The organism is uncultured Sneathiella sp., from assembly GCF_963976355.1.
GTDB lineage: Bacteria > Pseudomonadota > Alphaproteobacteria > Sneathiellales > Sneathiellaceae > Sneathiella.
On sequence record NZ_CAXBKA010000008.1, the window covers coordinates 44,212 to 57,038 of the forward strand.

A 12,827-nucleotide genomic window follows, 5' to 3' on the forward strand; every position below is an offset into this window, starting at 1 on the left:
ATCATGAATAATCGATATTTTGAAAACTGGCAAGCCGATTTTATCGGAGGAGAGGATTAAAAATGCTGCCGGGGAAAGAGAATAGCATACGGCCGTCTACGGACACCGGTTTTCCCTGCTTAACTGCTGGAAAAGGCATAAATTTCATTGTAGTTTCAATAACAAACAATCACTCGGAATAGAGCGGGGACAGGATGGCGAAGCGGCCGGAAGGGATTATTTACGCGGTTGACGAACGCCCGCCATTACCGACCCTCCTATTGCTGGCCCTGCAATATGCCGGGCTGCTGGCGGCCTATCTCGTCCTGATCGTAATTGTGTTCAAGGCGGCAGGGGCGTCACAGGCCGACTCCGTCAATGCCATCAGCCTCGGGATGATTGCCGTTGCCGTCGCGACGATCATTCAGGCCCTTCGTAAGGGTCCCATTGGCTCCGGCTTTCTCGCCGCGCCGGTCTTTTCCGCCATCTATCTCGGCCCGTCGGTTCTGGCGGCGAAGACGGTCGGGCTCCCGGCGGTCTTCGGCATGACCATCCTTGCCGGGCTTCTGGAAATCATCATTGCCGGTAACCTGCATCGCCTGCGCATCTTCTTTCCGCCCGCCATCAGCGGCTTTATCGTCTCGATCATCGGCATCCAGCTCGGGCTGGTGGCGATCGATCATGTACTGGACATCCAGGAGCGGAACCTGCCGGACTACGGCAATCACGTCATTGTCGCGGGGCTGACGCTTGCCATTACCGTCGGGCTCAGTATCTGGGCCTCGGGGCTCGCGCGGCTTATGTGCTCGATGGTCGGGCTCATTATCGGCTTTTTGCTGGCGGTTGTGTTCGGCCTGATCCCGCCGGAACATTGGCAGATCCTGAAAGACGCGCCGATACTCGCGCTTCCTGACCCAAGTTTCATTTCCTATGATTTCGATGCCTCCCTGCTACCAGCTTTCCTGATCTCGGGCATTGCGGCGGCACTCCGGACCGTCGGCGTGATTACGACCTGTCAGAAGATCAACGATGATGACTGGCGGCGTCCGGATATCAAGTCGATCAAGGGCGGCATGTATGCCGACGGGCTTGGCTGCATGCTGGCGGGCGCCCTTGGCACCATGGGAACGAACGCCGCGCCCAGCCTTGTCGGGGTCTCGAAAGCCTCCGGTGCGACCAGCCGCTATATCGGTTTTGTTGCTGCAGGCGTGCTGGTTTTCTTCTCCCTGATGCCGGTCATCGCCTCCTTTTTCCTGATCCTGCCGAACTCGGTGATCGGCGCCATCCTGATGTTTACCGCGGCCTTCATGATTTCCGGCGGTATCCAGATCATGATGTCCCACAATATCGATAGCCGCATGACCTATGTGATCGGCTTCTCGATGCTGCTCGGTCTCAGCAGGGACGTCTTTCATGACTATTTCAAGAGCCTGCCGCCCCTATTTCAGCCCTTTACCAGCTCCATGATGCCGATCGCGGTGCTTTGTGCGCTGGCACTTCACCTGATTTTCCGGATCGGCAGCCGCCGCAAGACGAGCGTCGGATATGACAAGGTCGAGCATTCCATCGAGGATTTTTCGGACATCATGGAGAAGCAGGGGAGAAGCTGGAACATTGATCCGGCTGTTGCCTCGCGCGCCGAGTCAACGACGGAGCAGGTGCTGGAACATATCCGCCGGGCCAGTCTCGCAACCGGGCCGGTCACGGTGAAGATGAGTTATGACGATTTCAATTTTGTCATCAGCATCGAGTATCAGGGGATGCTGCTCTCCTTGCCCCATGTCGGCACCAAGCGGGGTGTGTTCCTGGAGGAGGAGGCCTTCTCATACGGCCTTGCGGACTTCCTCATCGGCGCCTATCCCGACCGCATGGAATCTTTTGCGCGCGGCCCGGACATCACAATTACGCTGCGTTTCAACGTCTGACTAGCCGGGCCAGACCTCCGGCACTGAGGTTACCAGCCATTGGGTGAGGGCGGCATTGACCTCCGCCGGCTTTTCCTGCGCCATCCAGTGCCCGCAGGCGATATTGCGGCTGGTCAGGTTGCGGCAATATTGCTTCATAGGCTCCGCCAGCGGCGCGCGGATACATTCGCAGGTATAGTCATATTCCGCCAGCAGGAAGAGGGTCGGCATGTCGAGATAGCCGTCATTCAGCGCCTCGGCGGCATATTCCGCATTCGCCTTGTTGTTCATGTAATAGGAGTCGGGCCCGAAAAATCCGTTGCGCTTGAGGAAGGCCGCATATGTCCTGAGGTCCGCCTCGCTCACCACATCCCCGTCACGGGGGATATCCGGCGCCTCCGCCGCGCCGCCGTACCAGCCACCGTGATGGCGGACAAGGGAGGTGAGGGCGGGTTTGTCCCTGTGGCCGTCCTTACCCTTTCGGAACAGGGCCTTGGCCGTGTTATAGGGATTGGCGTCAAATACGGCGCTGGCCTTGTCAAAATTTTCCTCATAAAAGCGGATATATTCCCACTGGCCGACCGGAAACTTCTCCTCCGGATAGAGGGAACGGTCAATCAGCGGCAGGCAGGCATCCAGACCCCGCTCCAGCGAATAATAGGGAACGCAGAGATTGGCGACGGCATGACAGCGATCCGGATGATGGCTCGCGATATTCCAGACCGTCGGGCTACCCCAGTCGTGGCCGATCCATACCGCTTTCTCGTGGCCAAGGGCATCCAGCAGCTCAATCATATCGGCGACGACTTCGCGCTGCGCATAATCCTCATGCCGCACGTAAATGCTTGATCGGCCATAGCCGCGCATGTCCGGCGCGACAGCATGAAAACCGAGACCGGCCATCACCGGAAGCTGGTGCCGCCAGCTCAAGGAAAGTTCCGGCCAGCCATGCACAAAGATCATGAGCGGACCGTCTTCCGGCCCGGCAGACAGGTAAAAATTCGTATGCCTCGCACTTCTGGTGACATTCTCGGTGATGGTCGTGACTGGCATGTCCGTTCTCCCGCCGGATTTTCCTTATGATTTATGAGTTTGATCCTAACATTGAAGAAGCAGCTTTTGTCAATGTAGTTGCTTGACGAGATCGCGGCTCTATGAAACCATCCTGCGTGATCAAAAAGACCGGTCCTCGGAGGAGTAGAATATGATGTGTGAGAAATGCAACAACATTCTACCGGAAATAGTGCTTTCACGCCGCACTCTTCTCAAGGCCGGAGCCATTGCGGCCGTCACACCCTGGAGCTTTGCACAATCCTTTGCCGCAGAATCACCTTCGGCAGCAAACGCAATCACGCCCGCCGCCGCTCTGGAGCGATTAATGGAGGGAAATGCACGTTATGCTGCAAATATGCCGAATACACGTGATTTTTCTGCAGGCCGGGCTGCCCGCGCAAAATCCCAGTTTCCGTTTGCAGCCATCCTGAGCTGCGCTGATTCACGCGTCGCGCCGGAACTGGCGTTCGATCAAAACCCGGGCGACCTCTTTACCATGCGGGTTGCCGGAAATGTCATGAGCCCTCATCTGCTGGCCTCGCTGGAGTATGGTGTCAAATTTTTGGGCACCCCTCTGGTTATGGTTCTTGGCCATACAAATTGCGGTGCTGTCAGCGCTGCAATCAGCACCCTGAAAGATAACGCCGAACTGCCCGGTCATCTGCCCGGTTTGATCGATGCAATCGAGCCTGCCGTCATTGCTGCCAAAGCCAAGCACCCGACAAATCTGCTGAATGGCGCCATCGCAGAAAATGTGCGTCTGCAGGTCGCCGATATAAAACAGTCTCCGCCCATCATTAATAAATATTATGCAGATAAAAAAATTGATGTGGTCGGCGCTGTCTATGATCTGGAAACCGGAAATATTGCATTGGTGTAATTTTTCGCGCCCAAACTTGCCATCACACTTGGCAAAGCGGGCCAGTAACGGAAATTAATGATCCTAATCCGGATATTTAAATTTGCCTTCAACAAGTGTCTTGTGTGTACGGTGAAATACCAAGGCATTTATATACTAAGCGCCGATTTGCCCAATTTTCCGCAGAGATTAACCAAAAATTCAGAGCTTCTCACGTATAGCTTGTAAAGAATATTTTTTAAATTGATAAAAGCTTTGAGAGGCCTCATCACCATGAGAAGAAATTTCATCTTTATTCTGGCGGCGTTCCTGTCTTTGACACCGATAGCTGCCGGATCCGTCACCGCGTCCGAAACCGCCCCCTCCAGGGATCTGGTGGATGCGAACGCCATCAACGAATTGAAACAATGGCTTGCCAACCCCGTTGTCGGCATTTCAATCAGTTCACAGAATCGGAAGTATATTTCAGTCAATCAGCAGGCGATTGATGATCTGGACAAACAGTGGCGCGCCGAGCGCGAAACTCAGGACCAACCTTTGATTGCCGCCACCTTGAGTAGCCCGCTGTCGAGCTACCTGACGCAGATTCAGGCGGCATCCGGTGGTCTTTATGCGGAAATCTTCATCATGGATGCCAATGGTCTCAATGTCGGGCAAAGCTCCATCACCTCCGATTTCTGGCAGGGCGATGAAGCCAAGTTTCAGGAGACTTTCAGCAAAGGGGTAAACACCGTCTTTGTGGATGAGCCCGAATTCAACGAAGACACCAAGACTTGGCGCGTTCAGGTCAGCATGACGATTGCAAATGACAAACAGCAGCCAATCGGGTCGATCACCGTTGAATATAACCTGACAGAGTTGAGCCGTCGTAAAGCGTCTGCATAAAGAAAGAACAACAATACTATGAAATTCCTCAATAATCTTAAAATTGCAAAGAAACTGACCCTTAGCTTTGCCTTGCTAGTGATCGTGACGGCCGCGATGGCAGTCGTTGCCTTTTCCTCGATCTCGGAGATTGAAACCGCCGATGAACATGGGCAGGCGGCAAATGAACTGCAGGCAACCTATCTGAATTTCCAGAAGTCCTTTCTGGAACAGCGCCAGGCCCTTCTGTATTTTCTCCTGTCGGGGGATCGCACCGGTCTTGCCAAATTTGAAGAGCTGAACAGCACGACGGATGCGCTGCACAACAAGCTTTCCGAGCTGTCGGCGGGCGATGAAGTTTTTACCAGGCTGGTCACGGACTTCACCGAGTTTTACCAGCAGTGGAAAGACAAATACGCCAATGTGCAGGTCGAGCTGATGCGGAACTATCTGACGGTCAATCAGGCGCGGGCAATCGAGGTATCGGGTGAGCCGGAAGCGGTGATCGCTGAAATGGGCAGCATCATTCAGGAACTCGGCGTCGGTATTGGCGAGGTTCTGGCCCTCTCCAATGCGCAAAAAGCAGACGCCATCAGCAAATTCACCATTTCAATCATCACGGCGCTGGTCGCCATGGTTGCCGCCTCCGTTGTCTGCGGAATTCTGCTGACCCGCGGCATCGCTACGCCAATCGGTCGTATGACCGGCCGCATGAGCGACCTTGCCCACGGTAAACTTGATATCGAGATTGACGGCGCCGAACGGCAGGACGAGATCGGCGAAATGGCCCGCGCGGTTCTTGTGTTCAAGGAGAACGCCATCGCGCAAATCCGCCTTGAAGAGGAAGCAAAACGAACCGCTGAAGAGCAGGAACGGCGCGAACAGGCCGATCGGGAACGCGAAGCCAAGCGTGAAGCCGATGAACGGGCCCGTGAGCAGGCGGAAAATGCCGCAAGAGAGAAACGCGCAGAGAAAATCGCCAGCCTGATCCAGGCCTTTGAAGGGCGGGTACAGGAAGTTATGGAGACTGTTAATCTGGCGACAAACGAGCTAAGGGAAACCGCCACTTCGATGACTGATACGGCCAACTCCTCCCAGCAGCTCTCGGAAGCTGTTGCCATGGCCTCCGAGGAAGCGTCAACCAACGTTCAGACCGTTGCCGCCGCCGCCGAAGAACTGACCTCGTCAATCAACGAGATCAGCCGCCAGGTGCAACAGGCGAATAACGTCTCCGAACGCGCCGTCAGCGAAGCCGCCAGCAGCAGCCAGTCAGTCTCACGGCTTGCGGAAACGGCCAAGAAGATCAGCGATGTGATCAATATGATCAATGACATCGCCGGACAGACCAACCTTCTTGCCCTCAATGCCACCATCGAGGCCGCGCGGGCAGGGGAGGCCGGCAAGGGCTTTGCTGTTGTTGCCTCCGAGGTCAAGAGCCTGGCCACCCAGACGGCGCGGGCAACGGACGAGATCAGCAGCCAGATCAACGATATGCAGACGGCCACCGATGAAGCGGTATCGGCCATTGGCAATATCGACGGCGTGATCAATACGATCCGGGAGAGCACCGTCAGCATTTCCTCGGCCATCGAGGAGCAAAGCGCCGCCACCAACGAGATTTCCCGGAATGTGCAGGAAGCCTCCAACGGAACGACGCAGGTCTCCTCAAAGATCGGGGAGGTATCGGTCAAAACCGGCGAGACCGGGGCTGCCGCCTCGCAGGTTCTCTCGGCCTCTACCCGCCTTGAAGAACTCTCAGGCAACCTCCGTCAGGATATCGAGGCCTTCCTGACCGAAGTGCGTGCCGCCTGATCGGCAGCGCTGCAACAGATCACACAGACAAACGGTCCGGACATAAAATCCGGGCCGTTTTTTGATAGGGGCGGAGCTTTTAAGAAGACGGCAGGCTGTAGACGCAGACAGGCGCACTCAGCCCCTTGATATCGGCATCGGCAATTTTTGTTAAATGCACATCAGGCAGCAAGTCCACTGCGGATTGGGACACCAGTATCATCGTTCCATAGTCCTTGTTGAGGGCCTCAAGCCGGGCCGCCAGATTCACGGTATCCCCATAGACCGTATAGCTCTGACGGCCGCCGCCACCCACATTTCCGGCAAAGACAAAGCCTGAATTGATGCCAATTCGCACGGAAAAGCGTTCACCGACGAAATCGCTGTCACGCACTTTGGAGATAATCTCGAGTGCCGCATCGAAGGCACATTGCACATGGGCCTCATTCTCGACGGGAACGTTAAACACTGCCAGAATGCCATCGCCCTGGAACTGGGTAATGACGCCGCCATGTTTGCTGATAATCTCGGTGACGGCATCAAAATAGGCGTTGATAATGCCGACGGTGGCACGCGCGCCCTTGGCTTCCGTCATGCTGGTAAAGCCCGCGATATCGATGAAGATGACCGTTGCCTGACGTTCGACCGGATCGAGCATGCCCTTATCCTCAATCATGGATTTGGCCACGGCCTCCGGCACGAAGCGACCGAAAATCTGGGAGACAGTCGCCGCGTCGCGTTCGGCCAGCAAGCGCCGGCGCAAGGTTTCCCGCGCGCGATGGGTCACGACCGCAATGAGAACCGCGACCACCAGATATAAAAACGCCTCCTGAGCCCGGCTGCCGGTGGCGACGAAGTTCTCGTCAAGGAAGACACCAACAAACTGCTCGCGCGTGCCGTCCAGAAGCGCATCCCCCCATTCCAGCGGCTGGCTCATTTGGCTTCGGACCCACAGAAACGCCGTCATCCAGCCGGTTGCGCCCAGTATGCCGGCCCATAGAACAAGCCAGGGAGAGAAACTGAATGCCGCAATCCCAAGGAAAATATAGTAGTAGCTGAAGACATCAAACTTGAACATGTAGATCTGCGGCAGCGATAACCTCGGCTCGGGCGAGACGACCGCCATCGCCACGGACAGGATTATGATGTCGATGCTGAGAAAAACATACTTTACCCATTTGCGATCCCGCTTGGTTCCGATCAGTACATAATGGAAAATCCCCAATGCGGCGAGCGCGAACAGGGCCAGTATGATATCCGCCGCCCTTTCCGAACCACGCGTTGGAATCAGCCAGAGGCCAACCAGGAAAAGCGCAATCAGGCGGCCCTTGATGGCGAGTTTGAGACCCGCTTGCTCTGCCGCATAAAATGTTTCTTCAATATCGACGTCGAGCTGATCTTTCGCCACGGAGTACCTTCTGTCGTCAAAAACCGATAAGACCGCCAAAGCTTAGGCAACCTTTCGTCGCTCGTATAGTTGCCTGGATCACAAAATCATACATTATTCCGAACAAATTGGCGGAAGGGAAAACATGCCAGCACGGTGACCCCGCCATTGCAAGGAAAACGCGAACAGGGCAAAATGGCCCGGCAAAATCTGTATCCGCGGCCCCCGCCATTCTTCATTTCTGGACAGCGTAAAATGGAAATTCTAGCCCTGACACTGCCGGTCTTTGCGATTGTCGTTATCGGTTACGCCTGCGTCAGGGCAGGGGTGGTGACGGAGGCTATTGCCGTGCCTCTGGTACAGTTCGTCTATCGCATCTGCCTGCCCGCGCTGATGTTCCATATCGTTGCCAGCGACCCCATAGACTCCCTCCTCAACTGGGATTTCTGGATTGCCTTCGGTGGCGGGACGCTGCTGGTTCTGGCGATTGTCGCGCTCCTTGGCTGGCGCTGGCTGGGCGAGAGTTTCGCGCATCGTACCATTCTGGCTTTCTCGACCGTCCAGACCAACACGGGGTTTATCGCGCTCCCCATCCTGCATGCGGTCTTCGGCGCCAAGGGCGTGCCGCCCGCCGCCATTGCCAATCTGATCATTGCCGCGGCGGATTTTCATCGTCTCTAAAGCCCTCATTTTACAAAACCGAGTTTAACTGTTCGAATCTTATTCCTCATCATTCTGCTGATTTTCCTCCTCATCGTTGGGCAACTTGTCTGGTTTTTTGCGGATGGTGCACCACGGACTGGACCTACAGGAGGGGATCGACGCTCCCTTGTTCCATTCCATGCATTTTCAAGGCTCTTTTTACCCGCGGAATGCCAATCCTGGCAAGATGATGATTGAGGAAACAATTGGCGAGGAAGTTATTTCCGAGTTGCGAGCACTCGGTCATGAGGTAATCGTGGCAGCCCCCAATACAGTGGGCCGTCTGACGGCTGCAATGCGACATCCCGACGGGCAGATGCAGGCTGCCGCAACGCCACGGCTTATGCAGGCCTATGCTATCGGTCGATGATTGCGGTCGTAGTTTGGTGGAAATTAAGTTCTGACCGTTCCGGCCATAAACAAAACGGGGGGCTGTCAGACGAATGCGACTTGGTCTCCGTATGGCGCAGAATGGCACAAAGGTGCCACGCTAAGTTGCCACCACTGGGCCAGTGCGGTGGCTCTTTGAAGCTTGAATGTTTCTCTGTTGTTTACGTGGCGCTCATGGTTGAAGTGATTGTGGACGGATGCGTGAATGGAAACAAATTTTTGCAGACTTCGCAACCGCCTGAATTTCAACATCGCCTGCTCTCTTCGTCGGAATGGGAGATAGGGTTTTCACTGCGATTGTTCTTTCGACGTCCAACCTCTTGAGCCTCGGCATTTCCGATCGTCTTCGTGGCGGCGCGATAGGACCGTAATCTGTCCGTTACTATTTTTTGTCGTGCTCGGACGCGCTAGTCAATGACCACCAAGCAGTTTTCTTCTGACAATACCATCGATTGTATTCAGGCCACGTACCGGCGCCAGGTCTTAAGATCACTAATATTCTTCGCACCCTGTATGCCTGCTGCTTCGCAGACAAATCCTTTTAAGCTGGTTCCGTCATTCAATTGCACCGTTCCAATCGCAAGTGGATACGGAATGTTTTCTATTAAGAATCCCAGTTCATCTTTTGGCAGCGCCCAGACTTCCAATTCAATCTCAAACCCTTTTCCAGGTTCGGTCCGAACCAGTCCCGGGCGATCCGGTGGTCCTCCCGCCAGGGCATAGAACTGATAGTCATTTGCCGTTGCAGCTTTTCGAATAAAGCGCCCGCCGCGCGAGGTGAGTTCCTTGTTAAGCGGCAAACCGGACATATGCGCGCCGCAAACGGCAATCTCAATTTCATTGGCGTGGAGTTTTTGGATTGCCTGCTGCACGGATGGGAGGGTCGACCAATCCGTGGCCCCCATCGTTTGTTGAAGCCGGGATTGCAACTCCTGTCCGATAACCGCAATTTCGGCATCTTTACCGGCTGACGCCAGCAGAGTCAAGCTACCCGGGCGGCCGTCACTTCTGGGACCGGTCGGGAAGGAAAGGGCGCACATATCCATCAAATTGACAAAGTTGGTATAGGTTCCGAAGTTTGAATTCGGCGTCACAGGATCTTTTTCCAAATCTTCAACACTGTAGAAAGTCGGAATGGTCGGAACACATAGATAATCCAGATCTGCCAAGATCGGTTCTGCCAATCGTTTCAGATGTTCCAGTCGATACATTCCGCGAAACACGTCTGCGGACGAGAATTTCTCTGCTGCAGAAATGATTTTGCGTGTAACTGGATGAATTGCTTCGGGGTTAATCGCCATCAGCTCTTCGATAGTCGTATAGCGTTCGGCAACCCATGCTCCCTCATAAAGCATTTGGGCGACGTTATAAAAATGCGTGAAATCGATCTCGATAATATCCGCACCAAGTTTAGACAGGCTGTTGAGGCCCGCACGATATGAAGCCTCTTGCACCTTATCTCCAAAAAACTTTATGGATTTAGAGGCCGGGATTCCCACTTTAAACTGGGGCGGAATGGTTGACAGTGGGTTAGCTAATATTTGTCGTGAATAGCTATCGGCCGGATCAAACCTGCAGGCAACTTCAAATACTTTGTAAGCATCCTCGACTGTCATCGCGAAGACAGAGATTGTATCGAGAGTTCGGCAGGCCGGCACAACGCCGGAGGCAGACAGGCCGCCGAGTGTTGGTTTCAACCCGACGATATTGTTAAGGGCGGCAGGTACACGGCCGGAGCCCGCCGTATCCGTGCCCAGCGAAAAACAGGCGAAGCCATGAGCAACAGAAACGGCAGAACCCGATGAGGAGCCGCCAGGAACAATACTTGGGTCTACGGCGTTTTTTGGCGGTGTATACGGCGATCTGACCCCGACAAGCCCAGTGGCAAACTGGTCAAGATTGACTTTTCCCAATAGTAACGCGCCGGCGTCTTTCAGACATTTGATAACGAAGGCATCTTCTTTGGCGATATATGTGAAGTCAGGGCAGGCAGCCGTTGTCGGTTTTCCTGCAACATCGATGTTGTCCTTAACAACGTAAGGAATTCCCCACAATGGTTTGCTTTCGTCAAATTTACCAAGGCCGCGGGCAGCCGTGAGCACTTCCTCCTTTTCCAGCAAGTGAATAAAAATGCCCGGATCATTGACCACCTCAATTCGCGAAAAGGCAAGCTCAACAATTTCCGATACGGAAGTGCCATTTCGGTATGAGTCATGCAATGCGGGGATTGTGAAGGGGATGCTATTCATTGTTTTACCTATACTAATCAAGCGGCAGTCATTCCGGCGGGCGGCTTTGGCACAGTAGACAGAAGGGTCTGTGTGTATTCGGAGGAAGGATTATTCATGACGATATCGGTAGGACCCTGTTCAACTATTTCACCGTCACGCATGACAATGACATAGTCGCTTAGCAGCTTGACCACCTGCAAATCGTGACTGACAAACAGAAAGCTCATTCCCAGTTTGGCTCTCAAGTCAGCAAGAAGGTTAAGAACGATGGCCTGGATGGAGACATCCAGGGCGGCCGTCGGTTCATCCAGGATCAGGAATTTGGGATTGACGGAGATCGCCTTTGCGATACCCACACGCGCTTTCTGCCCCCCGGAAAGTTGATGGGGAAACCGATCCAGTAGATGCGAGGGAAGACCAACCAGATCTGCCAGTTCCTCTATCCGTTCATTCAAGGCTGCTCCTCGCAGTTTCAGTAGCTGCTTAAGCGGGTCTGCAATGGATTGCCGGGACGTAAAGCGCGGATTGAGGCTATCAGTCGCATCCTGAAAGACCATCTGGATATGCGTACGCCTTGGATCTTTGGCAAACGCTTTGGCGGAAACCTTGGTCAGATCTTCCCCGTTAAACAATATTCTGCCGGAGCTGCTGTCCAATAGCCGTACCAGCATGGAGGAAGTTGTCGATTTTCCGCAGCCGGATTCTCCTACAAGGCCAACGGTTTGCCCTTCGAATATTTTGAAGGACACGCCTTTTACCGCATCAACGGATCCGGATTTGCCAATATAGGTTTTTTTGAGGTTTTCAACCTCAATCAGGGGAACGTCGCTGATTTGCCGCGGCGCCAGGGGTAGGTTTCCTCTATCAGGTAGCAAATCCCGAATAGAGCGGCCTTTTGATGGTGTCGCCTTAACCAGCTTCTGAGTATAGGGATGATCCGGCGATGTGAAGATCTTTGCCGGAGAACCTTGTTCGACAACTTCACCATTTTTCATCACAGATATCTGGTCGCAATATTCTGTTGCCAAACCAAGGTCATGGGTAATGAGAATCGCGCTCATCTCTCGATCCCTGATTAATTCCTGAACGAGGTCCATGACCGCTTTTTGAGTGGTGATATCCAGCCCGGTTGTCGGTTCATCGGCAATCAGAAGCCTTGGGTTGCAAGCAAGTGCGATGGCAATAACAACACGTTGGCACATTCCGCCAGACAGTTCGAAAGGATAGGCATTATAGCGTTCCGCCGCGTTTCTGATTTTTACGGCTTCAAGGGCTTCGATCGCCTTTTCTTTCGCAGTGTGGCGTGTGGCTTGGGCGTGTTGGCGCAGCACATCCTCTATTTGATGTCCGACTTTTCTGATGGGATTAAGCGCGGCGCGCGGATTCTGAAAAATCATGGAAATCTCGCGGCCACGGATTTCTGTCATTTGTTTTTCCGTCGCATGGCGCAAATCAATACCGCTGTAATTGATCTCCCCCTGGCGAATGACTCCACCTCTGTCGAGAATTCGCATCAGTGCATATGACGTTACCGATTTACCTGACCCGGATTCACCGACAACACCTAGAATCTGGCCCTTGGGAACTTCCAGGGAAACACCCCGGACTGCATCGACCGCCCCTCGCCGGGTACTAAAAGAAACATTCAGGTCTTTAATTGACAGCAT

The 12,827-nt window shown here is 54.1% G+C and carries 10 protein-coding genes; 6 read left to right on the forward strand and 4 right to left on the reverse strand.

Translation table 11 applies throughout. From position 1 onward, the window contains the following. Window positions 1–194: 194 nt before the first annotated feature. Complete coding sequence (locus tag AAC599_RS16330; protein WP_340151475.1) at window positions 195–1,904, forward strand: solute carrier family 23 protein; 1,710 nt, start codon at window positions 195–197, stop codon at window positions 1,902–1,904. On the opposite strand, the gene AAC599_RS16335 is transcribed toward AAC599_RS16330, so the two are convergent. Then, a complete protein-coding gene (locus AAC599_RS16335; protein ID WP_340151476.1) occupies window positions 1,905–2,936 on the reverse strand; it encodes an alpha/beta hydrolase in 1,032 nt (343 codons plus the stop codon). It abuts the gene before it with no gap. A 151-nt stretch (window positions 2,937–3,087) separates the two neighbouring features. On the opposite strand from AAC599_RS16335, the gene AAC599_RS16340 reads away from it, so the two are divergent. The 3 genes from AAC599_RS16340 (at window position 3,088) to AAC599_RS16350 (ending at window position 6,471) form a co-directional block, all read left to right on the forward strand. After that, complete coding sequence (locus tag AAC599_RS16340; protein WP_340151477.1) at window positions 3,088–3,816, forward strand: carbonic anhydrase; 729 nt, start codon at window positions 3,088–3,090, stop codon at window positions 3,814–3,816. A 252-nt stretch (window positions 3,817–4,068) separates the two neighbouring features. Continuing rightward, entirely contained in the window at window positions 4,069–4,680 is a 612-nt protein-coding gene (locus AAC599_RS16345) for a hypothetical protein (protein WP_340151478.1), read from the forward strand. 18 nt (window positions 4,681–4,698) lie between these two features. Continuing rightward, a complete protein-coding gene (locus AAC599_RS16350) occupies window positions 4,699–6,471 on the forward strand; it encodes a methyl-accepting chemotaxis protein (RefSeq protein WP_340151479.1) in 1,773 nt (590 codons plus the stop codon). 79 nt (window positions 6,472–6,550) lie between these two features. Here the strand turns inward: AAC599_RS16350 and AAC599_RS16355 are convergent, their stop codons facing one another. Next, window positions 6,551–7,858 carry an adenylate/guanylate cyclase domain-containing protein gene (locus AAC599_RS16355; protein WP_340151480.1) on the reverse strand — a complete coding sequence of 436 codons (1,308 nt, stop codon included), beginning with the start codon at window positions 7,856–7,858 and terminating at the stop codon, window positions 6,551–6,553. A gap of 234 nt (window positions 7,859–8,092) precedes the next feature. Here AAC599_RS16355 and AAC599_RS16360 point away from each other — a divergent pair, with 234 nt between their 5' ends. Next, entirely contained in the window at window positions 8,093–8,518 is a 426-nt protein-coding gene (locus tag AAC599_RS16360; protein ID WP_340151481.1) for an AEC family transporter, read from the forward strand. A 103-nt stretch (window positions 8,519–8,621) separates the two neighbouring features. Beyond that, window positions 8,622–8,909, forward strand: coding sequence for a gamma-glutamyltransferase (locus AAC599_RS16365; RefSeq protein WP_340151482.1), 288 nt, complete (start codon window positions 8,622–8,624; stop codon window positions 8,907–8,909). Between the two features lie 478 nt (window positions 8,910–9,387). On the opposite strand, the gene atzF is transcribed toward AAC599_RS16365, so the two are convergent. Together atzF and AAC599_RS16375 are read right to left on the reverse strand one after the other, a co-directional pair. Next, a complete protein-coding gene (gene atzF / locus AAC599_RS16370; protein ID WP_340151483.1) occupies window positions 9,388–11,178 on the reverse strand; it encodes an allophanate hydrolase in 1,791 nt (596 codons plus the stop codon). Between the two features lie 17 nt (window positions 11,179–11,195). Continuing rightward, entirely contained in the window at window positions 11,196–12,827 is a 1,632-nt protein-coding gene (locus tag AAC599_RS16375) for an ABC transporter ATP-binding protein (protein ID WP_340151484.1), read from the reverse strand.

Excerpts from the sequence above, each read along its gene's own strand:
- AAC599_RS16375 (WP_340151484.1), bottom strand. The coding sequence starts at position 12,827 with ATGCTGTCAATTAAAGACCTGAATGTTTCTTTTAGTACCCGGCGAGGG.
- AAC599_RS16365 (WP_340151482.1), top strand. The coding sequence starts at position 8,622 with ATGGTGCACCACGGACTGGACCTACAGGAGGGGATCGACGCTCCCTTG.
- AAC599_RS16330 (WP_340151475.1), top strand. The coding sequence starts at position 195 with ATGGCGAAGCGGCCGGAAGGGATTATTTACGCGGTTGACGAACGCCCG.
- atzF (WP_340151483.1), bottom strand. The coding sequence starts at position 11,178 with ATGAATAGCATCCCCTTCACAATCCCCGCATTGCATGACTCATACCGA.
- AAC599_RS16350 (WP_340151479.1), top strand. The coding sequence starts at position 4,699 with ATGAAATTCCTCAATAATCTTAAAATTGCAAAGAAACTGACCCTTAGC.
- AAC599_RS16360 (WP_340151481.1), top strand. The coding sequence starts at position 8,093 with ATGGAAATTCTAGCCCTGACACTGCCGGTCTTTGCGATTGTCGTTATC.
- AAC599_RS16335 (WP_340151476.1), bottom strand. The coding sequence starts at position 2,936 with ATGCCAGTCACGACCATCACCGAGAATGTCACCAGAAGTGCGAGGCAT.
- AAC599_RS16345 (WP_340151478.1), top strand. The coding sequence starts at position 4,069 with ATGAGAAGAAATTTCATCTTTATTCTGGCGGCGTTCCTGTCTTTGACA.
- AAC599_RS16340 (WP_340151477.1), top strand. The coding sequence starts at position 3,088 with ATGATGTGTGAGAAATGCAACAACATTCTACCGGAAATAGTGCTTTCA.